Source organism: Phenylobacterium sp. (genome assembly GCF_016793225.1).
Lineage (GTDB): Bacteria > Pseudomonadota > Alphaproteobacteria > Caulobacterales > Caulobacteraceae > Phenylobacterium.
Window position 1 is genome coordinate 1 of record NZ_JAEUMN010000023.1, and the last position, 26,869, is coordinate 26,869.

Here is a 26,869-nt window from a genome sequence, read left to right on the forward strand (position 1 = left end):
TGCTAGAGCGGCGCCACCCGGTCGAACCACGGCCGTGCCTGCTCCAGTTGACCCGCCAGCCGGAACAGCACGGCCTCGTCGCCCATCTTCGCCGCGAACTGGATGCCGATGGGCAGCCCATCGCCCTCGCGCCAGGCCAGCGGCACGGTCATGGCGGGCTGGCCGGAGTTGTTGAAGGCCTGGGTGTTGGGCATGTAGTCGAACAGGCGGTCGTTGGTGAGCCGCGGGTCCTCGAACAGCCAGTTGATGGGGATGGCCACGCTGCCCAGCGTCGCCAGCAGGAAGACGTCGTACTGCTCGAACAGCGCGGCGCAGGCGCGGCCCCAGGCGTGGAGCGTCTGCACGGCGCGCACGTAGTCCGGAGCGGCCGTCCGGCGGCCCAGCTCGGCGATCTGGCGCGTGACGGGCTCGACCTCGCCGTCCAGCAGCGGCCGGCCGCGTCGCTCGCACTCGGCGTCGATGGTGTTCGCGATCGAAGCCCAGAGCACCGTCCGCGCCGCCGCCTGCATGGCGGCGTGGTCGCCGGGCAGGGTCGCCGGCTCCACGTGGTGGCCGAGGCTCTCGCAGAGCCGCGCGGCGTCGCGCACCGCGTCCGCGACTTCGGGCGCCAGGGAGCGGCCGGCAGTCAGCGCGCCGTCGAAGAACCCGATCCGCAGCTTTCCCGGGTCGCGGCGCACCTCCTCGGCATAGGGACGCTCGGGCGGGGCCAGGAAGTAGGGATCGCCCGGCTGCGGGAGGCAGGTGGCGTCGAGCAGGACGGCGCTGTCGCGGACCGACCGCGTCACCGCGTGGGGGATCGAGGCCCCCGCCCAGCCTTCGCCGGCCGGGGCGAACGACACGCGGCCCCGCGAGGGCTTCATGCCGAAGAGGCCGGTGGCCGCGGCGGGAATGCGGATCGAGCCCCCGCCGTCGGTGGCGTGCGCCGCCGGGACGATGCCGGCCGCCACGGCCGCCGAGGCGCCGCCCGACGAGCCGCCAGGGCTGCGATCCAGGTCCCAGGGATTGCGGCACGCGCCCAGCAGGTGCGGCTCGGTCACCGGCCAGATGCCGAACTCGGGCGTGTTGGTCTTGCCGAAGATGTTCAGGCCGGCCGCCTTGTAGAGCCGGGTCATGGCGCTGTCGGCCGCCGGGGTGACCTCGGCGAACAGACGCGAGCCGGCGGTCGACGGAACCCCGGCATAGGACGCGCTGAGGTCCTTGAGCAGGTAGGGCACGCCCTTGAGGGGTCCGTCGGCCAGCGTCGCGCCGCGGGCCAGGTCGCTCATGTCGCGGACGACGGCGTTGATCCTGGGATTGACCTCGGCCATCCGCGCCACGGCCGCCTCGAGCAGCTCGTCGGCGCTCACCTGCCCCTTGCGAACCAGCTCGGCCAGGCCCACCGCGTCGTGGGCGCGATACTCCTCGAAACGCATGCCTGTCCCTCCCCGTCCGGTTTTCGCCCAGCATACCGCCGGCGCCCGCCCGCGCGAGCCCCTTGGCGCCGCCGCGCGTTTCACCGCATAAGCACCCGCATCCTGGAAGGCCGGATTAGCTCAGCTGGTAGAGCAGCGGTTTTGTAAACCGAAGGTCGCGGGTTCGAGTCCTGCATCCGGCACCATCCCTCCCGGCCTGACGCCGCCCGCCGACCCTGCCCTCCCAGCCCCCTGCGGCCTTCTCGTCAGGCTTCGGTGAAGGGAAAGGGCAACTCGCCGGATCGGAACAGGATCACCGGGTTCTCGTCGTAGTCCCCCAGCTCGGTGTCGGCGGTCGCGGAGAAGGCGACGACGCCGACGCGCAGGGGGCCGAGTCGCTCGGCCTTCCGGCGCGCCTCTTCGGCCGTCTTGCAGCCGACCTGTTGCTCGGGCTTCAGGGCCCTCCCACGTCCCCGAACGTACGACTGCACGATATGGACGGTCTCACGGGCCATGGATCGTCACCCTTGCGATGGAGCTTCGCCGGCTGCCCCGTCCAGCGCTTCCGCGCTGGCCACCTCGAACGCCACCAGCTCTGCGGCGCCGAAGGTGTGCGCGATCGGCACATCGACAGCGTCGCGGCCGCGCGCGATGAGCACGCGGGCCATGCGCGGCATGTTGTTGCGCGCGTCGAAGGTATGCCAGCGGCCGCCGAGATAGACTTCGAACCAGGCGCTGAAGTCCATGATCCCCTGGACGGGAACCCCGATGTCGCCCAGGTAGCCGGTGCAGTAGCGCGCCGGGATGTTCATGCACCGGCAAAGCGCGATCGCCAGGTGCGCATAGTCGCGGCACACACCGGCCCGGTCCTGCCAGACGTCGTAGGCGGTCTTGTCGGCGCGCGCGGCGTCGTGGCTGAACGCGATGTGCTGGTGCACGTAGTCGGTGATGGCCTGCACCAGGGGCCAACCGGCCGAGCCCGGGCCGAAGAGCGACCAGGCCGCCTCACTCAGCCGGTCGGTCTCGCAGTAGCGACTGCCGAGCAGGAAGACCACCACCTCGTCGGGCAGGTCCTGGACCGGATGCTGGACGGCGTCGGGCGCATAGGGGTCGATCAGGCCGCTGTCGCGGATGACGAAGTCCGAGGACAGGGTCAGGCGACCTTCCGGGGCCATCAGCCGGCTGCACACATTGCCGTAGCTGTCGAGGTACTGGCTCACGTCGAGCGGCGGCTCGGTGCGGATCCAGTCCGGTGTTTCGAGGTCGCCGCGGCGGGACGGGTGCACGCTGAGCGCCAGCAGCATGGGGGTCGGCGCCGGGCAATCGTAGGCGATGGTGAATCCGCAACGGATCCGCATCGACGCCGCCCCTTCAAGGTGGCCCGGACGAAGCGGCTCCAACGGCACGGAGGCCGTGGGTCGGGCGGAGCGGCTGGCGAACACAGCGCTGCCCAGGGGCGTGATGTCCCATCCCTCCTGACTTCGGACCGCCAAGCCGGCGTCGCACAGGGTCCGGGCGGCGGCGATCTTCACGAACGCGACCGGCCGGCCGGCCTTCTTCAGCGCGAGCAGCTCCAGGGCGTGCAGCTCAGGCCCCGTGAGATCGTCGCCCCTGGCGCGGCCGGCGGCTTCGGCGTCGCTGCCGTCATCCGTCATTGTCCGCTCCCGAGGGGGTTGGGCGGCCGCGTCGCCCGGCGACCGTGGAGCCGTTCCAGTTCCTCGCGCAGGCGGTTCGCCTCGGCCGTCACGTCGGCCATGTCGGACTGCAGCTGCGCGATCCGGCTCTTGAGGTAGGCATTCTCGCGGACAAGCTCCGCGGGGGTGGGGTCAATCATGTGGACCCTCAGAAGACCGTCGTCGAAACACCCTGCAGGCGCGCGTTGATCGCGCGGCAGAGCCGCTCGGCCGACGCAAGGCTGACGTCCGGCAGCAGGTCGAGCGTGAAGAGGGAATTGCTGTACGACGATGACACACGGCTGGACGGCTCGAACGCGAGATACGGCCGTCCGTCCATCTTGGTCTGGACCGTGCAGCGGTGGTCTTGATCGGGACTCATCGGCGGCGTCCTCCGCAGCGCATGAGCGTCAGGGAGAGACCCGCAGCCGCGAGCGCCCGTGGGACCGGAAAAAAGGACATCGCGGGCTCCTGGAGTGGCGTCAGGCGGCCGGCGATCAGCCAAAGACTCGCGACTCCTATAACGAAAGAGATATCGTTATCGTCGAGACGATTAGCAATACTATCAGGCTTTGCGTTCGCATTTTTCGATCACAATAGAACTTTCGCTAAATTATTTCGAACGTCCTCTGGATTACGTGACTTATTTCTTTGTTGTCGTGATACGCTCGATCCTAACGAACGAATTTCACGCGCCAGCCCACTCCGACTTCCGGCGCCTGCGGCGTCGGGAAAGGCGTTCGCCACGTGGCCAGGCCGCTGGATGGCGCGCTTGCGGAGCTGCGCGAAACTAACCTGTCGCCGGACCGCGCAGTCCTGCTGCTCGCCTGCATCGACAAGCTCACGCTGGAGAAGACGCGATGACCCGTTCCCTGAAGCCCGGCGGGCCGCCGTACGTGCCCAGCGCCCGCGGCGGTCTGGTCGATCCGCGTTCGACGGGCGGGCCGCCTTCGGTGGCGCCGCGGCCCGTCCTCATGGACCGCCGCAGCACGCGCTGACCCCGCCGATCGCTCGGCGCGGCAGGCGCCAGCCTGCTCGTTCGACGCCGAGATGTCATGATGGCCCGGCGCGGGGCGCAGGCGCCGAAACCTCAGTGGCGGACGGTCGCGCCCCGCCCACCGGCGGGCCGGCGTCGGTGCTCGAACCGCCGGACGACGTCGGGGCTGGTTATGCGTCGGTAGACGGCCTGGACGAGGCTGAAGGCGCCGAACATCCCGAGCCCGGCCGCCACCACGAGCCGGCTCGCGCCGGAGAGGGTGTCCAGCGCCTCGGCGAGGCCGCCGGCCTTCGACGGGGCGTGAGCCCCCGCGGCGCGCCAGAGCAGGACGCCGATCAGGGCGAACACGACACCGCGGGCGATGTAGCCCAAGCGGCCGACCCACCTGATCCAGGCCTGCCTGGCGGCCCTTCCGTCCAGCTGCTCGAGGAACTTCAGGCGGTAGGCGCTCCAGGCCTGGAAGAGGCCGCCCAGCATGAACGCGAGCGCCAGGAGCCGCAGCATGAGCTCCCCGCCCGGGAGATCCATGAGCCAGCCGGCGGCCTTGTCGGACGTCTCGCCGACCGCCCCGGAGGCCACGACGCCCAGAGCGAGCCCCGCCGCGAAGAGGCCCATGACAATGTGCAAAGCGCCGCTCAAGGCTTGTCCGGCCCGCGCGATCGCGCCCTTCCCGTCCCGTCCGGCGCCCTCCAGGTCATAGGCCGCCGAAAGGGCGCGCCACGCGCCGTAGGCGAACAGGCCCAGCGCGATCAGGCCCAGCGCGATCAGGCCCAGCACCAGCCGGCTGCCTCCGCCGTCGGCCATCGACCGCATCACGTCGGAACTGTCCGAGTTCCGACCGGCGGCGATCGCGAGATAGGCGATGAGGAGGTAGAGGACGCCCCGGGCGGCGAAGCCAAGCCGGGTCAGGGTCTCGAAGCGTGGGATTGCATCCATGCGCCGTTCTCTCCGCGAGCGGGTAGAAGACGGGCGCAGGATGTTGGTTCCGAGGGGCCCGCGAGTTGCCTTGGGACCGCTTTCGAGTGATCTAGGGGTCGCCGTCCGCGCCCGTCGACGCGCAGGCGCCATGCCATCACCGAACCAACCCGAGCCGCCGCATCGCATGCGCATCTTCATCGACGCCGACGCCTGCCCCGTGAAGGACGAGACCTACAAGGTGGCGGCGCGCTACGGGCTGAAGACCTTCGTTGTCTGCAACAGCTTCATCCGCGTGCCCGCGACGCCGACCATCGAGCTGCGTGTGGTGGAGGCGGGGCCGGACGTGGCCGACGACTGGATCGCCGCCGAGGCGCGGCCGGGCGACATCGTGGTGACGAACGACATCCCGCTGGCCGACAGGGTCCTGAAGGCCGGGGCGGCCGCCATCGCGCCGAACGGCCGGGCGTTCACCGTCGACTCCATTGGCTCGGCGCTGGCCCAGCGCGCGGTGATGGAGCACATCCGCTCGACCGGCGAGATCACGGGCGGCCCCCGGCCCTTCGCCGCGGCGGACCGCTCGCGGTTCCTGCAGGCGCTGGACGAGGCCGTGAACCGCGAGCGCCGAAAGCTTCGCTAGACCGCTTGCATCGCGGTGCGGCGACACTACGTTGCCGCCGATTTCATTCGGAGATGAACTATGCGCCTGGGACCGATCGCCGCCGCCACCGCTTTCGCCACGCTGGCGGCCGCCTGCAGCCCGTCCCAGCCCGCCGCCGACCCGGCCGCCGCCGATCAGGCTTCGACCGCCGCCGCCCCGACGGCCACTCCGGAGATCAGCGACGAGGAGAAGCTGAAGCTGCTCGCGAGCCTCCCCGCCCCCTACAACGCCGCCGACCTGGCGAACGGCGAGGCGAAGTTCGCCCTCTGCCAGTCGTGCCACACGATCACGCCGGGCGGCGCGAACATGACCGGGCCGAACCTGCATGGCGTGTTCGGCAAGAAGGCCGGCACGGGCAACGCCGACTTCAAGTACTCGGACGCCGTGAAGAACGCCGGCTTCGTTTGGGACGGCCCGCATCTGGACCAGTGGCTCGAGAAGCCCCAGACCTTCCTGCCGGGCACGAAGATGACCTTCGCCGGCATCAAGAACCCGAAGGACCGCACGGACCTCATCGCCTACCTGATGGTGGAGACCGGCCACGGGCAGAAGTAGACACCACAACTTGGTGGTGCTCGCGCCACAGGCGCAACGCCTTGTCCCAGGACAACCTTGACGCGCAGATCATTCGCGCTCATGTTGCGTGGGTCGACGAAGAGCATCTGTCTGGATCGACAGACTATCCGAATGGCGGCGCCCCCCGCCGCCGGCCGGGCCCAGGGACCTGACACCCCCCTTTTTCCAGGCTCCCTGGCGCCGGCCGGATAGGCCGGCTACCGCCGCGCCGCGCATGCCCCGCCGCAGCCGCTACTCCGCGGCGTTCGCGACCCGCGCCTTCTCCGCTTCCTCGAAGGCCTCGATGCGCCGCGCCGTAGCCATGGGCGACTTCGTGAAGCGCGCCAGCAGGTTGTAGAACACCGGCACGATGAACAGCGTGATCAGGGTCGCGAAGATGGCCCCGAAGAAGATGGTCACGCCGATGGACCGGCGAGCCTCGCCGCCCGCCCCGCCCTCGAGGATGAGCGGGATGGCCCCCGCGGCGGCCGACACGGACGTCATGATGATCGGGCGCAGGCGCAGGCTGGCGCTCTCGATCACCGCCTCGCGGATATTCAGGCCCTCGTCGCGCAGCTGGTTGGCGAACTCGACGATCAGGATGCCGTTCTTGGCCGCGATGCCGATGAGGATGATCAGGCCGATCTGGCTGTAGGTGTTGATGGACGAGTCCGCAACCAGCAGCCCGAACAGGCCGCCCACCGCCGCCACGGGCACGGTCAGCATGATGACGGCCGGGTGGATCCAGCTCTCGAACTGGGCCGCGAGCACCAGGAAGACCAGCAACAGCGCCATGCCGAACGCCAGACCCACCGAGCCGGAAGCCTCGAGGTAGTCCCGGGCGCCGGCGCCCCATTTGATCGTGATGGCCGACCCTTGCTGCTTCGCCGCCTCGTCGCGGAAGAACTGGATCGCCTCGCCCATGGTGTAGCCCGGGTTCAGCTGGGCCGAGAGCGAGATCGAACGCAGCCGGTCGACGCGCGAACGGTCCGGCGTGTCGCCTCGCACGCGCGTGGTCACCACCGAGCTCAACGGGACCGGCTCGCCCGAGGCGGAGCGCACGTACAGACGGCTGAGGTCTTCCTCGGTCTGTCGGTTGGCCCGCTCGGTCTGCAGCAGCACGTCGTACTCCTGCCCGTTCTTGATGTAGGTGGTGGACCGCCGGGAGCCGAACATCGTCTCGAGCGCCCGCCCGATCGCCTGAGCCGACACGCCCAGGGCGGCGGCCTTGTCACGGTCGATGTCGACCACCACGCGCGGCGCGGTGGGCTCGTAGTCGAGGCGCGGACGCGCCAGGCCGGGATTCTCGGACGCCGCGGCGAGGATCGGCTGGATCCATCGCGCGATCTCGGGATAGTCGGTCCCCGTGGCGATCAGCTGGAGGCTGGAACTGCCGCCGCTCCCGCCGCCCGGTCCACCCCGCTGAAGCCCGCCTTCCGGCGCCACGAGCGCCCGCACGGACGTGACGGACGAGAGCTCGCGGTTGAGCTTGGCCGCCAGCTCAGGCGCCGTGATCTCGGCGTCCTTCGCCAGGATGGCGTTGCCGCCGCCCGAGTTGAAAGAGTTGTTGCCGAAGCGCGGCATCGAGAAGACGAAGCGCTCCAGATCCCCGCTGGCGACGTACTTCATCAGGATGCCCTCGACCTGCTTGGCAGCGGTGAGGGTGTAGTCGAAGCCCGCGCCCTCGGGGCCGGTGAACATCACCATGGCGCGGCGCCGGTCCTCCTCGGGCGTGAGCTCGCGGGGCAGGACCGAGAACAGGCCCCAGGCGCCCAGCCCCAGCAGCACCACCAGCGCGCTCGCCGCGATCGAGGCGATGCGCCGGCCCAGCATCGCGTCCAGCGAGGCGTGGTACGACGACCGCAGCCGCGTCATGGCCGAGTCCACCTTGCGCGCCACAAACCCCTCGCCCTGCGCCGGACGCAGCAGCTTCGACGACAGCATGGGCGAAAGGGAGAAGGCCAGCAGGGCCGAGAACACGATGGCGGCCGCCACCGAGACGGCCAGCTCCACGAAGAGCCGGCCCGTGAAGCCCGGCAGGAACATCAGCGGGGCGAAGACGGCGACCAGCACGATGGTGGTGGCCACGACGGCGAAGAACACCTGCCGGGCCCCCCGCTGGGCGGCCACCGCGGGGGGTTCGCCCTCGTCGATGCGGCGCTGGATGTTCTCGGTCACCACGATGGCGTCGTCCACCACCAGGCCGATCGCCAGCACCAGGGCCAGGAGCGTCAGCAGGTTGATGGAGAACCCCAGCGGGGCCAGGACGATGAAGGTGGACAGGATGCAGATCGGCGCGACGATCGTCGGGATGATCGCGGCCCGCGCCGTGCCCAGGAACAGGTAGTTGACCAGCGCCACCAGGGCCAGGGAGATGCCCATGGTGATCCAGACCTCGCGGATCGCCTGGCGCGTGAACTCGGTGTAGTCGACGGAAACGCCCAGCTGCGTGCCCTTGGGCAGGCCGGCGTTGATCTCCTTGATGGCCGCCCGGACGCCGTCCGAGATCTCCAGGTCGTTGGCCTGGCTCTGGCGCGTGATCGCGATGCCGACCATGTCGCGGCCGTTCATCCGGAAGATTCGGCGGCGCTCGTCGGGCCCCTCCTCCACCCGGGCGATGTCGCCCAGCCGGGTGATGTAGCCCTGCGCGGCCACGGCCGAGGTCACCTCGCGCGTCGCGCCCTGCGCCGCGCCGGCCCCCGCGGCCGAGCCGCCCAGCGCGGCGGAAGCCTGCGTCGTGGCGCCGCCCCGCGCGGGGACCACCGGAAGCTGGGCGAATTCCTCAGGGGTGGAGTAGCCGCGCGCCACGCGGATGGTGAAATCCTTGGCCGGCGCCTCCAGCGAACCGGCGGGCAGTTCCGCGTTCTGGGTCTGCAGCGCCGTCTCGACGTCCTCGACGGTGATCCCCCGCGCAGCCATGGCGTCGGGGTTCAGCCAGATGCGCATCGAGTAGAGCTGCGAGCCGCCCACGCCCACGGCGGCGACGCCCGGCACCGTGGAGAGCCGTTCGACGAGGTAGCGCTGGGCGTAGTCCGACAGCTCGAGACGGTTCATCGTCTGCGAAGTCAGGTTCAGGAAGATGATCGGCGAGGCGTCCGCGTTCGCCTTCTGGATCTGCGGCGGGTCGGCCTGTTCCGGCAACTGGCCCGCGACGCGGCTCACCGCGTCCCGGACATCGTTGGCGGCCGCGTCGAGGTCGCGATCCAGCTTGAAGGAAATGCTGATCCGCGACGAGCCGTCGCGGGACGCCGAATAGACCCGGTCGATGCCTTCGATCCCGGCCACCTGACGCTCGATCACCTCGGTGATCCGCTCCTCGATGACCTCGGCCGAGGCCCCGCGGTAGCTGGTCGAGATGCCCACCACGGGCGGATCGACGCTGGGCAGTTCGCGGACGGTCAAGGCGTTGAAGGCCGCGAAGCCGACCACGCACAGGATGATGGCCGCCACCGCCGCGAAGACGGGACGGCGCACCGAGATGTCGGAGAGCATCATGCCGCGGGTCGCGCGGCGGGCCGCGCGCCTTCAGGTGGGGGTGCGGGGCGCCCGGCCGCCGGGCGGGCCTGCGTAGGGTCGGCCCCGATGCCGGGGCTGCGCCCGACGCGGACGGGCTGGCCCGGCTGCAGCTTGTTGAGCCCGTCGGCGACCACCTGCTCGCCGGCGCGGAGGCCCTCGCGGATCTCCACGTAGCCCTGCTGCCGGACGCCGGTGACGATGGGCCGCTGCTCCACCATGGCGCCCGCCGGGCGCGGGCCCTGGGCGGGCCGCTGCCGGATGGCGAACACGAACGCGTTGTCGCCCTGCACCGAGACGGCGGACTCGGGGACGCTCACGCTGGTCCGCTGACCACGGGAGACGCCGACGCGGAACATCATGCCAGGCTTGAGCCGGCCGCCGGCGTTCGGGAACTCGGCCCGGGCGGTGATGGCCCTCGTCCGCTCATCCACCCGCGTGTCCAGGCGGGCGATGCGGCCGCGGATCGTCTCTCCGGGGAAGGCGTCGGTCGTGGCGAGCAGCGGCTGGCCTTCGCGCAGCTGGCTCAGGTAGCGCTCCGGGACCTGGAAATCGACGCGCACAACCGAAATGTCGTCGAGGGTCACGATGGGCGCGCCCGGGTTCACCAGGGCGCCGGGCGCCACATCCGACAGCCCGACCACGCCGGAGAACGGCGCGCGGATGATGCGATCGTTCTGCCGCGCCTGCGCCGCGTTCACGTCCGCCTGGGCCGAGCGCCACGCCGCCTCGTACTGGTCCAGCGCCGCCTTCGACGCGAAGCCCTTGTCGTTGAGTTCCTTGTAGCGGTCGTAGGCCCGCTTGGCCTGCACCAGCCGCGCCTGGGCCTGGGCGATCCCGGCGCTCTGTTCGGTGTCGCGGAGCTCGACCAGGACGGCCCCACGGCTCACCTGCTGGCCGTCCCTGAACCGCACGCGATCCACGAGCTGCGTGGCCGCGGCCGTCAGGGTCACCGACTGCCGGCCCTTGGCGACGCCCAGGACCTCGATGGTGTCCTCGAAGACGCGAGGCTGGCCCGAGGTGACCGAGACCAGGGTGGGGCCGCCGAACCCGCCGCCGCCGCGGCGACCGCCAGGGCCGCCTGGACCGCCGCCGCCCCCCATGCCTTGCGCGGCGGCGCCCGGGCCTCCGGGGCCGCCCGGCCCGGCGCTCCTGGCCAGCACCTTGTAGGTCGCGAACACGACCATGGCCCCCAGGACGATCAGGGCTGCAACCAGAAAGAAGTGACGTCTGACCAACCTGGCGGGCTCCGTCGCCCGCGAAGCGGCAGGCGCATGACTGTAAATTCGTTCGCGCTCTTAGAGCCGCTCCATACACGCGGTCCAGTGACACGAGGATGGCTGATGGTTTCGGCGCTGAAACTTTAGCGCGCAAAGCTGCGCGGCGCCTCCGCGGGGCCGCGACTGCCTATGCACTAAGCGCCGGAGCGCTCAGGCGTCGTAGCCAGGAAGCGACCGATCCAGCTTCCGCAGGCAGGCCGGCCAGGCGAGGGCCCCGCCGAAGCCGCGTCCTGTCTGGTTGCGCACCTCGGCCTGCGCGGCCTCCGGCGCGAGCAGGACGTTCTCGCGCCCGCCGGAGAGGGCCTGGACCTGCATCGTGCAGGCGCGCTCGAGGTAGAACATCCCCAGCCAGCAGTCCGCCGCCGTTTCTCCGGTGGAGAGCGTGCCGTGATTGCGCAGCAGCATCAGAGGCTTGTCGCCGATATCGGCCACCAGGCGCTCGCGCTCGTCGTGGTTCAGCGCGATGCCTTCGTAGTCGTGGTACGCCAGGCGCGGGATCACGATCAGCGCATGCTGGCTGAGCGGCAGCAGGCCCTCTTTCTGCGCCGCCACGGCGACGCCCTGGTCGGTGTGAAGATGCATGACGAACTTCGCGTCCTCGCGCGCCGCATGCACGGCCGAGTGGATCGTGAAGCCCGCCGGATTGATGAAGTAGGGCGTCTCCTGGAGGATGTTGCCGTCCAGGTCGATCTTGACCAGCGACGAGGCGGTGATCTCCTCGAAGGTGAGGCCGTAGGGATTGATCAGGAAGTGGTGTTCCGGCCCCGGAATACGGGCCGAGATGTGGGTGTAGATCAGATCATCCCACCCGTAGAGCGCCACCAGCCGGTAGAGCGCCGCAAGGTCCACCCGGGCCTGCCATTCCTCGGCGCTGACCTTACCCTTGAGCGACGTGACGCTCGCGATCGAACCGTCAGCCATGGCGCTCCCTCCTCTATCCTGCCGGGCTGCAGACTCCTCCCGCCGGCCCGAGGCGTCAAGCACGCGACAGGGCGATGATCCTCTCGCAGGCTGCGTCGAACGACCGGGCGTCCGTCGGGTCCAGCACGATCTCGCCCAGCAGTGGGCGGTCATGCCGCTTCCGGGCCCGCTCGTAGGCGGGGTCGTAGTGGAGCGCCATGACGGCCTGGGCGAGTTCCACGAAGCGGCCCTCGGCGACCATCGTCCGCCAGGCCGTGAGGCGGTCGCGGCTCGGGTGGACCGGCAGGCGTTCGAACGCGCCCTCGATCGCCGCGGGGTCCGCGACGAGATCGGCGTAGGCGCCCACCAGGTAGCGCGCGCGGGCCTCAGGCGGCGCGGTGAGCTCGATCCGGGGCGCCTGGGCCAGCCGGCGCCACAGCGCGGGCGGGATCATGCGTTCGCCGATCTTGCTCGACTCCGCCTCCGCGACCACCGGCCGATGCGGATCGAGCGCGTCGAGCTGGGCCAACAGGCGGCTCTCGAACATCTTCTGGCTCGGCTGCGGCCGCCCCGGCAGCGCGCCGAAGAGGGATCCGCGGTGCGAGGCCAGCCCCTCGAGGTCGAGGGTCTGCAGCCCCCGGGCCGCCAGCCGCCCGAGCATCTCGGTCTTGCCCACGCCCGTCTGTCCGTCGAGCAGGACGAAGTCGAGCGGCAGTTCCCCGTCATAGAGCCGCGCTGTGACGCTGCGCCGCCAGGTGCGATAGCCCCCGTTCAGCACCGTCGTGGGCCAGCCGACCTGGGAGAGGATCGTGGCCATGGCGTTCGAGCGCATCCCGCCGCGCCAGCAGTAGACCAGGGGCCGGAAGCCGCCGGGCCGGTCGGCCAGCGCCGTTTCCAGGTGATGGGCGATGTTGCGGGCGACGTGGGCGGCGCCGATCCGCCGCGCCTTGAAGCGGCTCTCCTGGACGTAGATCGTCCCCACCTCGGCCCGCTCGAGATCGCTGAGGACCGGCAGGTTGACCGCGCCGGGCACGTGATCCTGCGCGAATTCGCCGGGACTGCGCACGTCGATCAGCAGATCGAAGCGCGCGAGCGCCTCCGGGCTGACGTCGTCTGTAAGCTGCAGGGCCATGCTGGTGCTATAGCCCGGATCGCAGACACGGTGAGTCGATGCCACAACCTCAACGCCTGACATCCTTGGCGCACGGCGGCGGCTGCGGGTGCAAGATCGCGCCCGCAGTGCTGCGCGACATCATGAGCCGGATGCCGGCCGCCGCCGCGTTCCCCGACCTGCTGGTGGGGACCGAGAGTTCCGACGACGCCGCGGTGTGGCGCCTGAACGACGACCAGGCGCTGGTGGCGACCACCGACTTCTTCATGCCGGTGGTCGACGACCCCTTCGACTTCGGACGCATCGCGGCCACCAACGCGCTCTCCGACGTCTACGCCATGGGCGGCCGGCCGATCCTGGCGCTCGCCATCGTCGGGATGCCGGTGAACAAGCTCCCGCCCGAGACGATCGGCCGGATCCTCGCGGGCGGCGCGACCGTATGCGCCGAGGCCGGGGTCCCGGTGGCCGGCGGTCATTCGATCGACAGCGTCGAACCCATCTACGGGCTCGTCGCGCTGGGCCTGGTGCGCCCCGATCGCGTGCTGACCAACAAGGGCGGGCGCGAAGGCGACCTCCTGATCCTCACCAAGCCGCTCGGGGTGGGCGTGCTCTCGGCGGCCTTCAAGCAGGAACGCCTGGAACAGGCCGGCTACGACGCCCTGATCGCCACCACCACCCAGCTGAACGTGCTAGGCGCCGACCTGGCCGACATCCCGGGCGTCCATGCGGTCACGGACGTCACCGGCTTCGGCCTGATCGGCCACGCCCTGGAGATGGCCCAGGGCGCGCAGCTGCTCGCCGATATCGAGGTCGCCAAGGCGCCCGTCCTGCCGGGCGTCGAGGCCCTGGTCCGTTCGGGGGTGCGCACCGGCGCCTCCACACGGAACTGGGACAGCTACGGGGAACTCGTCCAGGAACTCGCCGCCGTGCCGCACTGGCGTCGGGACCTGCTCACCGACCCGCAGACGAGCGGCGGCCTGCTCATCGCCGTCTCGCCTCAGCAGGCGCCGGCGGTGCTGGAGGCCGCGCACGCGCGCGGCTTCCGCCACGCCGAGGTCATCGGCCGCCTGTCGGGACGTTCCATGGGCATCAAGCCCCGCGTCCGGCTGGTCTAGGCGCCGCTGCGCACCCGGTTCACGGCGTCGAGCCAGCGGGCGTAGGCCCGCTCGCGCCCGTCGGCGCCCAGGGCCGGACCGTAGCCTTCCGTGCTCGGCCGGGCGGCGGCGGCCTCGGCGACATCGGCGTAGACGCCGGCGCCGACGCCGGCGAACAGCGCCGCGCCCAGCGCGGTCGTCTCCTGATAGGTCGCCCGACAGACGCTCACGCCGGTCAGATCCGCCAGCCGCTGGCTGAACCAGGCGCTGCGCGACATCCCGCCGTCGATGCGCAGTTCGACGTCGCCGCGGAAGGCCTGCGGCGCGTCCGCCCGCATGGCTTCGATCAGGTCCCGGGTCTGCAGCGCGCACGCATCGAACGCAGCGCGGGCGATCTCCGGCAGCCCGGCGTCGCGCGTGAGCCCGAACAGCGCGCCCCGTGCATTGGCATCCCACCACGGCGCGCCGAGGCCCGTGAACGCCGGCACCAGGACGACGCCGAGGTCGTCGTTCGCCTCCGCCGCCAGTCGCTCGGCCGCCTGCGGTCCTCCGGGGATGCGGAGCCCCTCGCCCAGCCACTGGATGGCGGCGCCCGCGATGAAGATCGCGCCCTCCAGCGCATAGGTGGTCCGGCCGCCCACCTGAGCCGCGACGGTCGTCAGCAGCCGCGCCTCGCTCACCGGCGCGGCTTCACCGGTGTTGAGCAGCATGAAGCACCCGGTGCCGTAGGTGGCCTTCATCTCGCCGGGACGTATGCACCCCTGCCCCATCAGCGCGGCCTGCTGGTCCCCGGCCACGCCCCGGATCGGGATTGCGCGGCCCAGCAGCCCAGGCTCGGTCTCGCCGTAGTCGCCGGTGCAGTCCAGGACCTGCGGGAGCATGGCGAGGGGGACGTCCAGCATCTCGCCCATCTCGGCCGACCAGGACCGGGTGCGGATGTCGTAGAGCAGCGTCCGCGAGGCGTTCGTCGCATCCGTGGCGAAGGTCCGGCCGCCGGTCAGCTTCCAGATCACCCAGGTGTCGATCGTCCCGGCCAGCAGCTCCCCGGCCGCGGCGGCCCGGCGGGCTCCCGGCACATGATCGAGGAGCCAGGCGAGCTTGGTGCCGGAGAAATAGGGGTCCAGCAGCAGGCCCGTGAGCTGCGTGACCCGCGCCTCGTGGCCCGCCTCGCGCAGCGCAGCGCAGGCCGGTTCGGTCCGGCGATCCTGCCAGACGACGGCCTTGTGCACCGGCCGCCCGGTGGCCTTTTCCCAGACCACCACCGTTTCGCGCTGGTTGGTGACGCCGATCGCCGCCACGTCGCTCATCCGGCGGCCGGCCTTCTCGACCGCCGCTTTCAGCACCTCGACCGAAGCGGCGAAGATCTCGTCGGCGTCGTGCTCCACCCAGCCGTCATGCGGATAGTGCTGCTCAAGCGGCCGGCCAGCCTCGGCGAGCGCGGTCCCGTCCGCGGCAAACAGGATCGCGCGGGTGGATGTCGTGCCCTGGTCCAGCGCGAGGATCAGCGGTTCGGCCATGATGAGATTACCCCTGCTTCAACCTTGTCCTTAAGCATGTCTTCACCCGCCGGCCCCAGTGTCATTCCAGCCGTGTCGAACGTCGAATGTGGGGGATCCGGCTTGAGTCTCGCGATGAGCAGCGAAAGTCTGCTCGATCTCGCCAAGAGCCGCCAGCCGGCGGACCGTGAACGCCTCCTTCTGGCGATCGCAGACCTGTGCGACACGCCCCACGCCGCCACGGCCATGACATCCGCGCCGATCCAGGCGCTGCTGTCGTCCATCTTCATGAGCCTCGTGGTGGAGGCCGAGCGGGAAATCCGCCGCCGTCTGTCCGAGAAGCTGGCCGAAGCCGAGTGGGCGCCGAACGCCCTCGTCAACGTGCTCGCGCTCGACGACATCGAGATCGCGCGCCCCCTGATCGCCGGCAGTCCGGTCCTGAAAGACCTCGACCTCGTCCGGCTGCTGGTCGAGGCGACGATCGAACATCAGATCGAGGTGGCCCGCCGCCCCAACCTCTCGCACGCCGTGGTGTCGGCGATCCTCGAGCAGGCCGAGCCCGCCGTCCTGACCGCCCTGGCCGGCAACCACACGGCCGAGCTTTCCACGTCGGACATGGAGGAACTGGTCGAGGCCTCGCGCCGCGTCGCGGCCATGCGCACGCCCCTGTCCCAGCACCCGAAGCTCACCGGACAGCTCGCCAAGCGCCTCTATCTCTGGGTCGGCCTCGCCCTGCGCAAGGGACTTGCCGACCGGTTCCGGCTGGACGTCTCGATCCTGGACGAGGCGCTCGCGGCGTCCGTGAGCGAGGGCTACTACGACATCGTCGCCGTGCCTGCGGCCGAGGCCAACCCTCGCGTCACGCGGGACGGCGAGCGCGAACTGATGGAGCAACGCCTCCTCGACAAGCTGCACGCCGCCGGCCAGCTGCGGCCGGGGTATCTCGTGCGGGCGCTTCGGGAGGGACGACTCAGCCTCTTCTGCGGCGCGCTCGCCATGCTGGGCCGGTTCGAGCTCGCCCAGGTTCGGGCGACCATCGACTCCGACCGCCCCGAACTGCTCGCCCTGGCCTGCGCGGCCGTCGGCATCGACCGCAGCGTCTTCCCCGACATCCTGCAGATGACCCGCAAGCTGAACGACGGGCGTCCCGGCGGCGGCCAGGAGGCGAGCCGCAAGGCCTCGGTCGCCTTCGCCCCGGTTTCGCCCGAGGTCGCCGGCGCAGCGTTCCGGCAGGCGGCGCAGTCGCTGCTGGTCGCCGCCTGACGCGTCTTCAAACTGCCGTTTGACACGGGGCGAAGCTTCGGCGGTTATGGCCGCGATGAACCGCTCGTCCTTCGTCACCCGCCTCACCTTCGTGGCTTCGACGCGCCCCGAGGCGCAGGAATCCCGGGATCGGCTCGCAGCCCGCTACGGAGACGCCGGGATCGAGAACGCCCAGGTGATCGTGGCCCTCGGCGGCGACGGCTTCATGCTGGAGACGGTGCACGCCCTCATGGCGTCGGGAAAGCCGATCTACGGCATGAACCGCGGCTCCGTCGGCTTCCTGATGAACGAGTTCGCCGACGACGACCTGCTGGGGCGGATCAACGCGGCGGAGCAGGCGATCATCCACCCGCTGCGCATGAACGCTGTCGACGTGCAGGGGCAGAGCCACGAGGCCATCGCGTTCAACGAGGTCAGCCTCCTGCGGACAACGCGCCAGGCCGCCAAGCTGCGGATCTCGGTCGACGGGAAGGTGCGGCTGCAGGAGCTCATCTGCGATGGCGCGCTGCTCTCCACGCCGATGGGGTCGACCGCCTACAACCTCTCGGCCCACGGTCCGATCATCCCGATGGACAGCCAGATCCTGGCCCTGACGCCCATCAGCGCGTTCCGCCCGCGGCGCTGGCGCGGCGCTCTCCTCTCCCATACCGCACGCATTCGGCTGGAGGTGCTCGAGGGCGCCAAGCGGCCGGTCAGCGCCGTCGCCGACAACTTCGAGGCGCCGAACGTCCTCGAGGTCTACATCGCCGAGGACCGCAACGTGTCTGTCTGCATGCTCTTCGACGCCGGCCGCAGCCTGGGCGAGCGCGTGCTGGCGGAGCAGTTCTCGGTCTGAGCCGTCCGGCCCCAGGCGACATCATCGCTCATTAACGCGTTCACCCTATCCTCCCGCGCAAGTGTGGGAGAATACCTGTGAGCAATCCCAAGCCTGGGCAGTTGATCCAGCCGCCGAACGCCCTCCGTCTTCGGGTCGGCGGCGGCCGGCCGGGCGGCATCGATCCGGCCGCCATCGCCAAGGCCGAGGCTGCGCTTCAGAGCCTCTCCGGCAACTTCGGACAGTGGCTGAACGACGAAGTCGCCAAGCTGGAAGCCGCGCGCCAGGTGGTTCGCAGCGGCGGCCCGACGGTTGAGAACATGGAAGGCCTGTACTTCCGCGCGCACGACCTGAAGGGTCTTGGCGCCACCTACGGCTATCCGCTCGTCACCCGCATCGCGGGCCTTCTCTGCCGCATGATCGACGACAAGCAGAAGCGGCTCGAGGCCCCGATGTCGCTCGTCGACGCCCACATCGACGCCATCAAGGCGGCGGCCCGGGACGGCATCAAGACCGAGGATCACCCGGTCGGCGCCCTCCTCGTCAAGGAACTCGAAGGCCGCGTGCAGGCGTTCGGGGCTTAGGCGAGAGTCCTCAGCCCGCTCGGCTCTCGGCGGCGATGCGATCCATGGGCTCGGCGACCTCGCCGTAGCCCGCGTTCGACGGGATCACCAGGAAGCGCGCTTCGCCGCGCTTCTCCACCACCGGCAGCACGGTGACGAGCTCGCGGGATTCCGCGCGCGCGACGCAGTCCGACGCGCTGGTCGCCTCGGCCAGCAGCTGCACGTTCATGCGCGTCGGGAAGATCACCGTGCGCTCCCCGGCGTCGGCCAGGCGCAGCACCTCGGCCGGCGTGATCCACTCCGCGTCCACCGCCTCGCGCCCGTCGGCAACGGCCAACTGGTCCGCGGGCGCCCGCACGGCGTAGAACCAGGTGTCGAAGCGCTTCGGCATCATGGTGGGCGTGATCCAGCGCGCGAAGACGGTCAGCGCATCGAGCCGCAGGCGCACGCCCAGGTCCTTGACCACGTCGAGGAACGGGGTCTCGCCGCGGTCCACTGCGGAACGCACCTGAGGATCGCAGACCTCGGCGAAGTCGGACCCGTCGAGCCCCTCGGCGAGAAGGATGCCCGCTTCCTCGTAGGCTTCGCGGATCGCCCCGATGCGGAGGGCGCGTTGCTCGGAGTCGAACCTGTCCCATCCGACGCAATGGTCGGCCCAGGCCGGGTCATGGTCGCCCGCGTGGGTCTTGCCGCCCGGAAAGACCAGCGCTCCGGAGGCGAAGTCGATCTGGTGGTGCCGCTTGACCATCAGGACCTCGAACTCCGGATCGTCGCGGAGCAGGAGGATGGTCGCGGCGGGTTTCGTCTCGGCCGGCTGGCGGGGCGCTTCGCTCATGGGGGCAGCTTGGGACCCTGACCGCGGGGAAGGCAAGGTCGCCGGCCACCGTCCACCTTCCGGAAGATCCGGCCGCCTGCGCCGGCTCGTGCCTGGCGGGGTGCGCTAGGCGACTTCCCGGGCCACGTCCGCCGCGCGTCCCATGCGATCGAGAAGGTAGTCCACGTCCTCGCGCCCCGCGCCGGCGGGCTGCGTCAGGAACCGTTGCAGCATCCGCTCCTGGAACCGCTCACGGTCCCGGGGACCTCCGTCGAACTCCATCGAGTGGAAGGTGTCCACCGCGGCGCGGAAGGCGGGGAACAGCCGCGCCGGCAGGCCCGCACGCTCGTAGATGGCCCGCAGGCCCAGGGGCCCCGCGTCATGGATCATCAGCCAGGTCCGATGGTGCGGCACGCCGGCGAGTTCCGCGACCCCCCACTCGAAGAACGTCATGTGCCCGTGCGCGAGCGCGCGCAGCAGCAGCGAGGCGGTCAGCCGGGACTCGGCGCGCAGGTGAGCCACGAGGCCCTTCACGTCGGCCGTCCGGCCCGCCTGGTCGACCAGGTCCACGGTCGCGCGCTCGGCGGCGCCGGTGGCGATTTCGACCGCAGCCTCGGCGCTCAGGGGCTGATGCTCGAGAAGGTGATCCCGGACCTGATCGCTGACGAGCGTGATCAGTCGCTCCGTGATCGAGAGCGGCAACGCCTGGCGGTAGGCCATCGCCGCAAGCACCTGCTCGGACGCCTCGAAGCGATCGATCACCCGCTTGAGCCCGGACTCGCCGAAATCCGCGCCGGGGTTTGCACAGGCCGTCGTGAGGGCGCGCTCGCCGCCATGTTCGGCCAGCGTGTCGGTCACGCTGCGGGAAAGCTGCGGCCGACGCGCGATGGCGACCTGGCGGACCGGCCCGCCCAGGCGGACGATCTCGCTCAGGTCCTGGTCGGTGAAGACCGGCGAATGGGTGAGCAGCGGCAGGCAGACGCTTTCCACGTCCCGCGCGAGGCGGACGGCCACGTCGTGCGGCACCACCGTGGAGGCCCGAAGGGTCTCCGCAATGGCCTTGCGCACCAGTTCGGCGGCGTCGACGGCCATGACCCGAAGGATGTCGGCGGCGAGGGCGCGATCCTCGTCCGAGAGGGGCTGGCGATCCATCGCGCCGCAGAGCTTGCGCGCCGCCACGGCGCGTTCGTCCGGGGTCGCGCCTTTCACCAGCGTGCGGATGTCCTCATCCGTCAGCGCTGATCGCGTGGTCGCCATCGTCCCGAATCGCCCCTGTCCGAACCAGGTCCGGAGTCCCGCGATTCGAGATTGCCCACTCGCGCCTTAACGAGAGGTTGCCGGGCGAATCTGTGGATTAAGGATTTCGCGTAACCGGGGGCCAAGCCCTGCGCCGCATGCTGGCGGGGAGTTCAGCCGGGAGCCGCCCGTGTCCACCTCCAGCACCGCGCCGCAGACCCCGGCGATCAGCGCCGCGAGCCAGGGCATGCGGGCGCAGGCCGCACTGCTGCCGTACGCCATCCTCGCCTTCGGCGTGGCGCTGCCGATCTTCGTTTGGGCGGGCAGCCACGCCGCCAACGCCGCCTGGATGGGGGCCTGCCTCGCCGTCTTCGCCATCGGCTGGGGCGCCTTCTACGGCGTCTTCAACTGGCTGAAGACCCCGGCCGCGGACGATCTGCGGCATCGGGCGCGGATGCAGATCCTGGGCGGCCTGATCTGGGCCGGCGCCGTCGCGAGCGTGGCCCTGTTCGCCCACTTCGCCGGCCCGGCGCGCGAGACCCTCCTCCTCCTGGCCCTGGGGGCCGCGATGATCTGCGTGGTGTTCACCACCCCCTGGCTGCCCAGCCTCATGATCGTCGCGCCCGCGGCGATGGCGACGCCGCTCGCGGCGCTCTTCCTTCACCCGGAGGATCTGCCCGCCGCGCGGCTCGGCCTCGCGGCCGCCGCCCTGTCGCTGGCCCTGGCCATGCTCGTGAACCGGATCCTGCGCCGTCAGTACGCCCTGGCGGCCGAGCGCGAACGCCTGCTGGCCGAGCGTGCGGAGCAGGCCGAGGCCGCGCGCCGCTTCGCGCGGGTGAAGTCCGAGCTGGCCGAGACGCTTTCGGAGGAGCTTCGCGACGGCCTGAGCGGCGTGGCCCATGTCCTCGCCACCGCGGCGCGCGGCCGGGCTGCGCCGACGCGGGGTCAGGTCGGCGTCGCGCTGGACGCCGTGAACGAGCTGCTCGCCATCGTGGGCGGCCCCGCGCCGGGCGCCGCGGACGATGCGCCGGCGCGCCGGCTGCGCATCCTGGCGCTCGACCCCGAACCGCTGGGGGCTGCGGCGCTGCGGGCGAGCCTGGAGCAGCTGGGCCACCAGGTGGTCAGCGCCAGCCGCGCGTCGCGCGCGCTCGACCTCGCGCGCATCTGCGACCTCGACCTCATCGTCTGCGGGGATCCCGACGCGATCCCGGGCGTCCGCGGCCTTCCGGGGGGCGCGGGAGCGACCCCCATCGTCGCCCTGATCGGCCAGGACATCGCGGAGGCCGAAGCCGCCCTCCAGGCGGGCGCCGACGCGTTGCTGCGTCGCCCGGTCGGAACCGCGCCCGCGGCCCGCGCGATCGCCGAAGCCCTGGCCAGCGCCCCGGCGGCCAACGACCGGGACGCCGCCGCCTGAAGGCATTGCCCCCGGCGCCGCGCAACCGACTGGGCGCCGCCCCGTCAGGTCCGTTAGTGTCCCCCGGCCAAGGGGAGATGTGACACGTGCTGCTGCAGGGTCTGAGGGTCGTCGATTTCACCGCCTACATCGCGGGTCCGGGTACGGCCGCGATCCTCGGCGACTGGGGCGCCGAGGTCATCAAGGTCGAGCGTCCCGAGGGCGACAACATGCGCCACGTCTTCGCCGACCTGAAGAACGACATCGGCGCGAACCCGACCTTCGACGTCGACAACCGCGGCAAGCGCGGCGTGGTGCTGGACATCACCAAGCCGGCCGGCCGCGACGCCCTGGCCAAGCTGGCCGAGACCGCCGATGTCTTCCTCACCAACACGCGGCCCGCGTCGCTGAAGAAGTACGGCCTCGACGAAGCGACCCTGCGCAAGGCCAATCCCCGCCTCGTGTATGCGGTGATCACCGGCTACGGCCTCGAGGGGCCCGACGCCCACCTCCCCGGCTTCGACGTCACCGCATTCTGGGCCCGTTCGGGGATCGCCTACATGACCGCGCCCAAGGGCACGGAGCCCTTCATGCGCACCTCGGGCATGGGCGACCATTCCACCTCTCTCGCCACCGTCGCAGCCATCCTGGCGGCGCTGTACGAGCGGGAGAAGACGGGACAGGGCCGCCTCGTCCAGACCTCGCTGCTGGCCACCGGCGTCTACCTGTGGAGTTCGGATCTCGCCGTGCAGCTGAAGCTGGGCCGCGTCGCCTCGGTCCGGTCGCGCGACAATCCGATGAACGCCATCGCCAACCACTTCCGCAGCTCGGACGGCCACTGGTTCGTGCACAACCCGCGCGGTGCGTCCGGCGGCTGGGACAAGTTCGTGAGGGCGGCGGGCCGCGAGGACCTGATCACCGACCCTCGCTTCGCGGGCGGCAAGGAGCGGCGCGCCAACGCCAAGGCGCTGGCCGAGGAGCTGGACGCCGCCTTCGGGCAGCTGCCCATGGCCGAGATCGCCCGCAGGCTCGACGAGGCCGACCTGGTCTGGGCGCCCCTGCAGACGCCGGCCCAGGTGGCCGAGGATCCGCAGATCGCGGCCGCCGGCGGCTTCATCCAGATCGAGGACGGCCAGGGCGGGACCTATCGATCGGTGGCCGCGCCCGCCCGCTTCCCGGGCGCCGACGTCACCGCGCGCCCGCGTTCCCCGAAGCTCGGCGAGCACACGCGGGACGTCCTGAAGGAGCTGGGCTACGCCGAGGCCGACATCGAGGCGATGTACGCCGAGGGCGCCGCGGCCGGCTGAGGCTAGCTGTCGCGGTTGTCGCTCAGCATCTTCAGCATCTCGCTGGTGAACAGCGAGCCGGCGAGGCGGCTGCCGACGCCGGCCTGATCGGCGGGCTGCGAGCCCTTCAGGATCATGGCCACGAGGGCGTCCTGCTCGCGCTGCCGCGCGGCGCGGCGCGTCGAGGCGTACTGGACGAAGCCGCCGTCCACCGGGTCGGCCTCGGGGCTCGGGATCGAGACGGCCTCCTGGTTCCCGCCGGTCCGGGTGAGGTTCGCATAGACCTCGCTCACCGTGGCGGCGCGGCCCTCGCGGTAGAAGATCGAGCGGTTGGCGCGGGCGGCGTCCGGGAACAGGGAGGCCGCCGACGCGCCGGGCTGGGTCTGGACGGCGTTGATCAGGCGCGCCGAGCCCTGGGGGCCCAGGAAGTGCGCGGCGTAGAGCTCGCCGGCGGTGGGCGCGCGGCCCGTGCGGCCCTTGAGGTAGGCGGCGTGGTCGGAGGCGAGCTCGCCCGCCATCAGCGAGGCGGCGTGCGGATCGAGCTTCAGGTCCATGACCGCGCGGCGGGCCTCGGCGCCGTCCACGCGGAGCCGGCCGTCCGAGCCCCGGCTGATCAGGTCGGCGTAGCGGGCGTAGCCGTGCTTGGCGCCGTGCTGCTTCAGCGTCGAGAGCCAGGTCTGGTCCACGAACTGGAAGAGCCCGGCGGCGGACGAGGTGGAGGCCCGCGCCTTCGGGTTGAAGCTGCTCTCGCGGCCGGCGGTCTTCATCAGGAAGCCGAAGTCGACGCCCGTCGCCTTGGAGGCGCGTTCGATGGCGGCTTCGACGATGCCCCGGATACCCTGCACGGACATGGTCCCAGGAGTCGGCGATCATGGTTAATGCCCCGCTAAACGCTAAACAGGCGTCTTTAGCGGGCCGCCACATTACGGCTGTAATTCACGATCAGCTTACGTCTGTAAGCCAATCGTGGAGCTGTCCCATGGTCATCCGCCAGGCCACCCCCTTCGACGTCCGACCCGCCCGTCGGCCGATGTCGAGGAAGACCACCCTGATCGTCGCCGCCTCGCTGGGCGCGCACGCCGCCGTCGCGGCCTATCTCGCGATGATGCAGTTCGCGCCGCCGAAGACCCTGGCGGTCGAGGATCCGCCGGTCATCATCGATCTCCTCCCCCTGCCCGCGGAGGACGAGCCGCCGCCGCCGCCGGACGAGCCCATCCGCCGGCCGATCGCGCTGCATCCGCCGACGGACGTCCCCAGCACGCTGCCCCTGCCGCCCCTGGAGCAGGCCCCCGTCCCCGTCGATGTCCCGCAGACGGTGGGGCCCCTCGCCGCCCTCGACCTCACGCCCCCGCAGCCGCCGCGGACCCCGGACATCGTCCGCCCCGACTGGCTGAAGCGGCCCGGCGCCGAGGAGTTCGCCCGCTACTATCCGGACCGCGAGGCGCGCATGGGGACCGAAGGCCAGGCCACCCTGGCCTGCATCGTGACGGCGTCGGGCGCGCTCAGCGGCTGCCGCGTCACCTCCGAGACCGCAGACACCGGCTTCGGCGCCGCGGCCCTGAAGCTGGCGAAGTTCTTCCGGATGCGGCCGCAGACCATCGACGGCCAGCCGGTGGAAGGGGGCCAGGTCGTGATCCCGATCCGGTTCAGCCTGAAGTAGGACCGGGTCGAGGGCCTGCCGGGGGGCGGTTCTCAGTAGCTCTTCGGCAGGCCCAGCACGCGCTCGGAAATGTAGTTCAGGATCATCTCGCGGCTGACGGGCGCGATGCGGGCGATCATCGATTCGCGGAAGTAGCGCTCGACGTCGAACTCCTTGGCGTAGCCCATGCCCCCGTGGCTCAGCACGGCGGTCTCGCAGGCCCGGAAGCCCGCCTCCCCGCCCAGGTACTTCGCCGCGTTCGCCTCGGCGCCGCACTCGCGGCCCGCGTCATGGAGGGCGGCGGCCTTGAACGCCATGAGGTTGGCGGCCTCGAGCTCGGCCCAGCAGCGCGCGAGCGGGTGCGCCACGCCCTGGTTCTGCCCGATCGGCCGGCCGAACACGACGCGTTCCTTCGCATAGCCGGCCGCCCGCCTGAGCGCCGCGCGCCCCAGGCCCACCGCCTCGGCCGCGATCAGCACCCGCTCGGGGTTCAGGCCCTCGAGCAGATAGTAGAACCCCCGCCCCTCCTCGCCGACCAGATGCTCGGCCGGGACATGCAGGTCGTCGATGAAGACCGCGTTCGATTCCACGGCCTTGCGCCCCATCTTCGCGATCGGCGTGGCGGTGATCCGGCTGCGATCGAAGTCGGTGTAAAAGAGGCTGAGCCCCTCGGTCGCCCGCTTCACCTGATCCTTCGGCGTGGTCCGGGCGATGATCAGCATCTTGTTCGCGCGCTGGGCGTTGGTCGTCCACATCTTCCGGCCGCGGATGACGTAGCCGTCGTTCGTGCGTTCCGCCCGGGTCGTGAGGCTGGTCGTGTCCAGCCCGGCGTCGGGCTCGGTCACGGCGAAGCAGGTCTTGTCCTGCCCGGCGATGATCCGGGGGATCGCCGTCTCGCGGAGCGCCGGCGTCCCGAACTTCACCACCGGCATCAGGCCGAAGATGTTCAGGTGCATGGCGCTGGCGCCCGAGAAGCCCGCGCCGCTCTCGGCCACCGTCTGCATCACGATGGCGGCCTCGGTGAGGCCCAGGCCCGAGCCGCCCATCTCGGACGGCATGGCCACGCCCAGCCAGCCCGCCTCGGCCATGGCGTCCACGAACGCCTCGGGGAACACCCCGCTCTCGTCGGTCTGACGCCAGTAGGCCGCGTCGAACCGCGCGCAGAGCCGCTCGACGGAGTCGCGGATGGCCTGCTGTTCGTCCGTGAGCCAGAAGCCGCTCATCCTCACCCCCAGAGAGACTGACGGAACCGCGCCGGGTCCATCCGCTCGGCATACCGCCCACGGTCGCGCTCCGTCACGCAAGCCGTCACCACCCGGGCCACCAGCGGCGCGAGCAGCCAGCCGTTGCGCCGCGCGCCCGCCGCCAGGATCACGCCCGGCTCGGCCTCGCTCCAGCCCACCAGCGGCAGGCCGTCAGGCGTCGCCGCCCGGACGCCCGCGGCGGCCTGGGCCGGCGCGTCGCGCAGGCCGGGGAAGAGCGAGAGACCCGCCGACAGCAGGCCGGCGGCCCGCGCCGCGTCGACCTCCGTGTCCGCGACCCCCGGCTCCATGGTGGCGCCGAAGGCCATGCCGGCCCCGGGGGCGGCGTAGATGCCCTTGCTGCGCACGACGGGGCCCGCCGCGGCGGCCGCCACCCGCACGATGTGGCCCTTGATGGGCGACAGGTGGCGCAGTTCCGGCGCGGCGTGCACGAGGCCAGGCAAGGCGCCGGTGGCCGCCACCAGCACGTCCTCGCCGCCCCGCCCCCTCGCCATCTCCGGGACGTGCGCCACGCCCGCGGCGACGGCCGCCCGCGCCAGGGCCGCCAGCGCCGCCGGGGCGTCCAGGCGCCAGTCCTCGCGGGTCAGCAGGGCCCGCCCGAAAGCCTCGGACAAGCCGGGCGCCATGGCCCGCGCCGTCGCCCCGCCGATCTCGGTCGGCCGCGCATCCAGGGCCGCGAGCGCGACTGCGAGCGCCTCGAGCCAGCCGTCGTCGCCCACCGCCAGCGCGCCCGACCGGTCGAGCGCGACGCCGGACCGGGTCGCCAGCTCGGGCCACAGGTCGCGGGCCGCCATCAGCAGGTCGAACTGCGTGCGCGCCACGGGGTCGAGCGCGGCCTCGAACACCGGCGCGATCATGCCGGCCGCGACGCTGGAGGCGTTCGGCCCGCCGGGGTCGAACAGGGTCACGCGGCAGCCGGCGTCGGCCAGGGCCAGGGCGCTCGCCCAGCCGAACACGCCCCCGCCGGCGACCGTGACCCTGGGCCCTTGGCTCATGCCCCTACCCACCCGCTG

The 26,869-nt window shown here is 71.3% G+C and carries 26 protein-coding genes and 1 tRNA gene; 11 read left to right on the forward strand and 16 right to left on the reverse strand.

Features of this window, described 5'->3' with window-relative positions:
* Positions 1-2 precede the first annotated feature (2 nt).
* Complete coding sequence (locus JNK30_RS02660; protein WP_293479901.1) at positions 3-1,412, reverse strand: amidase; 1,410 nt, start codon at positions 1,410-1,412, stop codon at positions 3-5.
* A 109-nt stretch (positions 1,413-1,521) separates the two neighbouring features.
* On the opposite strand from JNK30_RS02660, the gene JNK30_RS02665 reads away from it, so the two are divergent.
* A tRNA-Thr gene (locus tag JNK30_RS02665) sits at positions 1,522-1,597 on the forward strand.
* A 60-nt stretch (positions 1,598-1,657) separates the two neighbouring features.
* On the opposite strand, the gene JNK30_RS02670 is transcribed toward JNK30_RS02665, so the two are convergent.
* Genes JNK30_RS02670 through JNK30_RS02685 form a run of 4 tightly spaced genes read right to left on the reverse strand, consistent with a single transcriptional unit; the run spans position 1,658 to position 3,446 of the window.
* Entirely contained in the window at positions 1,658-1,906 is a 249-nt protein-coding gene (locus tag JNK30_RS02670; protein WP_293479903.1) for a hypothetical protein, read from the reverse strand.
* Positions 1,907-1,912: 6 nt separating this feature from the next.
* Complete coding sequence (locus JNK30_RS02675) at positions 1,913-3,046, reverse strand: transglutaminase family protein (RefSeq protein ID WP_293479905.1); 1,134 nt, start codon at positions 3,044-3,046, stop codon at positions 1,913-1,915.
* Positions 3,043-3,225, reverse strand: a complete 183-nt coding sequence (locus tag JNK30_RS02680) for a hypothetical protein (protein WP_293479907.1) — start codon at positions 3,223-3,225, stop codon at positions 3,043-3,045. The genes JNK30_RS02675 and JNK30_RS02680 overlap by 4 nt, the downstream gene beginning before the upstream one ends.
* An 8-nt stretch (positions 3,226-3,233) precedes the next feature.
* Positions 3,234-3,446, reverse strand: coding sequence for a hypothetical protein (locus tag JNK30_RS02685; protein ID WP_293479909.1), 213 nt, complete (start codon positions 3,444-3,446; stop codon positions 3,234-3,236).
* A 478-nt stretch (positions 3,447-3,924) separates the two neighbouring features.
* On the opposite strand from JNK30_RS02685, the gene JNK30_RS02690 reads away from it, so the two are divergent.
* Positions 3,925-4,062 (forward strand): hypothetical protein, encoded by a 138-nt coding sequence (locus JNK30_RS02690; protein ID WP_293479911.1) that lies wholly within the window; start codon positions 3,925-3,927, stop codon positions 4,060-4,062.
* A gap of 92 nt (positions 4,063-4,154) precedes the next feature.
* On the opposite strand, the gene JNK30_RS02695 is transcribed toward JNK30_RS02690, so the two are convergent.
* Entirely contained in the window at positions 4,155-4,997 is an 843-nt protein-coding gene (locus JNK30_RS02695; RefSeq protein ID WP_293479913.1) for a DUF1206 domain-containing protein, read from the reverse strand.
* Between the two features lie 166 nt (positions 4,998-5,163).
* On the opposite strand from JNK30_RS02695, the gene JNK30_RS02700 reads away from it, so the two are divergent.
* Positions 5,164-5,616, forward strand: a complete 453-nt coding sequence (locus tag JNK30_RS02700; protein ID WP_293479915.1) for a YaiI/YqxD family protein — start codon at positions 5,164-5,166, stop codon at positions 5,614-5,616.
* Positions 5,617-5,676: 60 nt separating this feature from the next.
* The gene (locus JNK30_RS02705; protein WP_293479916.1) at positions 5,677-6,192 is read left to right on the forward strand and encodes a cytochrome c family protein; all 516 of its coding nucleotides are present in this window, start codon (positions 5,677-5,679) and stop codon (positions 6,190-6,192) included.
* Positions 6,193-6,444: 252 nt separating this feature from the next.
* On the opposite strand, the gene JNK30_RS02710 is transcribed toward JNK30_RS02705, so the two are convergent.
* The 4 genes from JNK30_RS02710 to mnmH form a co-directional block, all read right to left on the reverse strand.
* The gene (locus JNK30_RS02710) at positions 6,445-9,684 is read right to left on the reverse strand and encodes an efflux RND transporter permease subunit (protein ID WP_293480024.1); all 3,240 of its coding nucleotides are present in this window, start codon (positions 9,682-9,684) and stop codon (positions 6,445-6,447) included.
* Positions 9,684-10,943: an efflux RND transporter periplasmic adaptor subunit gene (locus tag JNK30_RS02715; RefSeq protein WP_293479918.1), complete on the reverse strand. Its 1,260-nt coding sequence runs from the start codon at positions 10,941-10,943 to the stop codon at positions 9,684-9,686. Before JNK30_RS02715 ends, JNK30_RS02710 begins: the two co-directional genes overlap by 1 nt.
* Positions 10,944-11,135: 192 nt before the next feature.
* A complete protein-coding gene (locus tag JNK30_RS02720) occupies positions 11,136-11,906 on the reverse strand; it encodes a class II aldolase/adducin family protein (RefSeq protein WP_293479920.1) in 771 nt (256 codons plus the stop codon).
* A gap of 55 nt (positions 11,907-11,961) precedes the next feature.
* The gene (gene mnmH / locus JNK30_RS02725; RefSeq protein ID WP_293479922.1) at positions 11,962-13,017 is read right to left on the reverse strand and encodes a tRNA 2-selenouridine(34) synthase MnmH; all 1,056 of its coding nucleotides are present in this window, start codon (positions 13,015-13,017) and stop codon (positions 11,962-11,964) included.
* 38 nt (positions 13,018-13,055) lie between these two features.
* Here mnmH and selD point away from each other — a divergent pair, with 38 nt between their 5' ends.
* Positions 13,056-14,111 (forward strand): selenide, water dikinase SelD, encoded by a 1,056-nt coding sequence (gene selD, locus JNK30_RS02730; RefSeq protein ID WP_293479924.1) that lies wholly within the window; start codon positions 13,056-13,058, stop codon positions 14,109-14,111.
* On the opposite strand, the gene glpK is transcribed toward selD, so the two are convergent.
* A complete protein-coding gene (gene glpK, locus JNK30_RS02735) occupies positions 14,108-15,607 on the reverse strand; it encodes a glycerol kinase GlpK (protein WP_293479926.1) in 1,500 nt (499 codons plus the stop codon). The genes selD and glpK overlap by 4 nt on opposite strands.
* 114 nt (positions 15,608-15,721) lie before the next feature.
* Here glpK and JNK30_RS02740 point away from each other — a divergent pair, with 114 nt between their 5' ends.
* From JNK30_RS02740 to JNK30_RS02750, 3 genes are all read left to right on the forward strand, one after another.
* Positions 15,722-16,849 (forward strand): DUF2336 domain-containing protein, encoded by a 1,128-nt coding sequence (locus JNK30_RS02740; protein WP_293479928.1) that lies wholly within the window; start codon positions 15,722-15,724, stop codon positions 16,847-16,849.
* A gap of 55 nt (positions 16,850-16,904) precedes the next feature.
* Entirely contained in the window at positions 16,905-17,684 is a 780-nt protein-coding gene (locus JNK30_RS02745; protein WP_293479929.1) for an NAD kinase, read from the forward strand.
* A gap of 77 nt (positions 17,685-17,761) precedes the next feature.
* Positions 17,762-18,247 (forward strand): Hpt domain-containing protein, encoded by a 486-nt coding sequence (locus JNK30_RS02750; RefSeq protein WP_293479931.1) that lies wholly within the window; start codon positions 17,762-17,764, stop codon positions 18,245-18,247.
* Between the two features lie 10 nt (positions 18,248-18,257).
* Here the strand turns inward: JNK30_RS02750 and JNK30_RS02755 are convergent, their stop codons facing one another.
* Positions 18,258-19,061, reverse strand: a complete 804-nt coding sequence (locus JNK30_RS02755; protein ID WP_293479933.1) for an NUDIX domain-containing protein — start codon at positions 19,059-19,061, stop codon at positions 18,258-18,260.
* Between the two features lie 105 nt (positions 19,062-19,166).
* Positions 19,167-20,297: a DUF2336 domain-containing protein gene (locus JNK30_RS02760; protein WP_293479935.1), complete on the reverse strand. Its 1,131-nt coding sequence runs from the start codon at positions 20,295-20,297 to the stop codon at positions 19,167-19,169.
* Positions 20,298-20,466: 169 nt separating this feature from the next.
* On the opposite strand from JNK30_RS02760, the gene JNK30_RS02765 reads away from it, so the two are divergent.
* Together JNK30_RS02765 and JNK30_RS02770 are read left to right on the forward strand one after the other, a co-directional pair.
* Positions 20,467-21,690: a hypothetical protein gene (locus tag JNK30_RS02765; RefSeq protein ID WP_293479937.1), complete on the forward strand. Its 1,224-nt coding sequence runs from the start codon at positions 20,467-20,469 to the stop codon at positions 21,688-21,690.
* Positions 21,691-21,776: 86 nt separating this feature from the next.
* Complete coding sequence (locus JNK30_RS02770; protein WP_293479938.1) at positions 21,777-22,976, forward strand: CoA transferase; 1,200 nt, start codon at positions 21,777-21,779, stop codon at positions 22,974-22,976.
* A gap of 2 nt (positions 22,977-22,978) precedes the next feature.
* On the opposite strand, the gene JNK30_RS02775 is transcribed toward JNK30_RS02770, so the two are convergent.
* A complete protein-coding gene (locus JNK30_RS02775) occupies positions 22,979-23,806 on the reverse strand; it encodes a transglycosylase SLT domain-containing protein (protein WP_293479940.1) in 828 nt (275 codons plus the stop codon).
* Between the two features lie 128 nt (positions 23,807-23,934).
* Between JNK30_RS02775 and JNK30_RS02780 the strand changes: the two genes are divergently transcribed.
* Positions 23,935-24,615, forward strand: a complete 681-nt coding sequence (locus tag JNK30_RS02780) for an energy transducer TonB (protein WP_293479942.1) — start codon at positions 23,935-23,937, stop codon at positions 24,613-24,615.
* 32 nt (positions 24,616-24,647) lie between these two features.
* Here JNK30_RS02780 and JNK30_RS02785 read toward each other — a convergent pair whose 3' ends face one another.
* Both JNK30_RS02785 and JNK30_RS02790 read right to left on the reverse strand, forming a co-directional pair.
* Positions 24,648-25,817 carry an acyl-CoA dehydrogenase family protein gene (locus tag JNK30_RS02785; protein ID WP_293479944.1) on the reverse strand — a complete coding sequence of 390 codons (1,170 nt, stop codon included), beginning with the start codon at positions 25,815-25,817 and terminating at the stop codon, positions 24,648-24,650.
* 2 nt (positions 25,818-25,819) lie between these two features.
* Positions 25,820-26,851 (reverse strand): FAD-binding oxidoreductase, encoded by a 1,032-nt coding sequence (locus tag JNK30_RS02790; protein ID WP_293479946.1) that lies wholly within the window; start codon positions 26,849-26,851, stop codon positions 25,820-25,822.
* Positions 26,852-26,869 lie beyond the last annotated feature (18 nt).

Bases quoted from the DNA above. Each gene is read 5' to 3' on its own strand.
- JNK30_RS02790 (WP_293479946.1), bottom strand. From the start codon at position 26,851: ATGAGCCAAGGGCCCAGGGTCACGGTCGCCGGCGGGGGCGTGTTCGGC.
- JNK30_RS02780 (WP_293479942.1), top strand. From the start codon at position 23,935: ATGGTCATCCGCCAGGCCACCCCCTTCGACGTCCGACCCGCCCGTCGG.
- JNK30_RS02675 (WP_293479905.1), bottom strand. From the start codon at position 3,046: ATGACGGATGACGGCAGCGACGCCGAAGCCGCCGGCCGCGCCAGGGGC.
- JNK30_RS02705 (WP_293479916.1), top strand. From the start codon at position 5,677: ATGCGCCTGGGACCGATCGCCGCCGCCACCGCTTTCGCCACGCTGGCG.
- JNK30_RS02720 (WP_293479920.1), bottom strand. From the start codon at position 11,906: ATGGCTGACGGTTCGATCGCGAGCGTCACGTCGCTCAAGGGTAAGGTC.
- JNK30_RS02680 (WP_293479907.1), bottom strand. From the start codon at position 3,225: ATGATTGACCCCACCCCCGCGGAGCTTGTCCGCGAGAATGCCTACCTC.
- glpK (WP_293479926.1), bottom strand. From the start codon at position 15,607: ATGGCCGAACCGCTGATCCTCGCGCTGGACCAGGGCACGACATCCACC.
- JNK30_RS02685 (WP_293479909.1), bottom strand. From the start codon at position 3,446: ATGAGTCCCGATCAAGACCACCGCTGCACGGTCCAGACCAAGATGGAC.
- JNK30_RS02755 (WP_293479933.1), bottom strand. From the start codon at position 19,061: ATGAGCGAAGCGCCCCGCCAGCCGGCCGAGACGAAACCCGCCGCGACC.
- JNK30_RS02700 (WP_293479915.1), top strand. From the start codon at position 5,164: ATGCGCATCTTCATCGACGCCGACGCCTGCCCCGTGAAGGACGAGACC.
- JNK30_RS02690 (WP_293479911.1), top strand. From the start codon at position 3,925: ATGACCCGTTCCCTGAAGCCCGGCGGGCCGCCGTACGTGCCCAGCGCC.
- mnmH (WP_293479922.1), bottom strand. From the start codon at position 13,017: ATGGCCCTGCAGCTTACAGACGACGTCAGCCCGGAGGCGCTCGCGCGC.
- JNK30_RS02785 (WP_293479944.1), bottom strand. From the start codon at position 25,817: ATGAGCGGCTTCTGGCTCACGGACGAACAGCAGGCCATCCGCGACTCC.
- JNK30_RS02660 (WP_293479901.1), bottom strand. From the start codon at position 1,412: ATGCGTTTCGAGGAGTATCGCGCCCACGACGCGGTGGGCCTGGCCGAG.
- JNK30_RS02745 (WP_293479929.1), top strand. From the start codon at position 16,905: ATGAACCGCTCGTCCTTCGTCACCCGCCTCACCTTCGTGGCTTCGACG.
- JNK30_RS02710 (WP_293480024.1), bottom strand. From the start codon at position 9,684: ATGCTCTCCGACATCTCGGTGCGCCGTCCCGTCTTCGCGGCGGTGGCG.
- JNK30_RS02760 (WP_293479935.1), bottom strand. From the start codon at position 20,297: ATGGCGACCACGCGATCAGCGCTGACGGATGAGGACATCCGCACGCTG.
- JNK30_RS02775 (WP_293479940.1), bottom strand. From the start codon at position 23,806: ATGTCCGTGCAGGGTATCCGGGGCATCGTCGAAGCCGCCATCGAACGC.
- JNK30_RS02695 (WP_293479913.1), bottom strand. From the start codon at position 4,997: ATGGATGCAATCCCACGCTTCGAGACCCTGACCCGGCTTGGCTTCGCC.
- selD (WP_293479924.1), top strand. From the start codon at position 13,056: ATGCCACAACCTCAACGCCTGACATCCTTGGCGCACGGCGGCGGCTGC.
- JNK30_RS02670 (WP_293479903.1), bottom strand. From the start codon at position 1,906: ATGGCCCGTGAGACCGTCCATATCGTGCAGTCGTACGTTCGGGGACGT.
- JNK30_RS02740 (WP_293479928.1), top strand. From the start codon at position 15,722: ATGAGCAGCGAAAGTCTGCTCGATCTCGCCAAGAGCCGCCAGCCGGCG.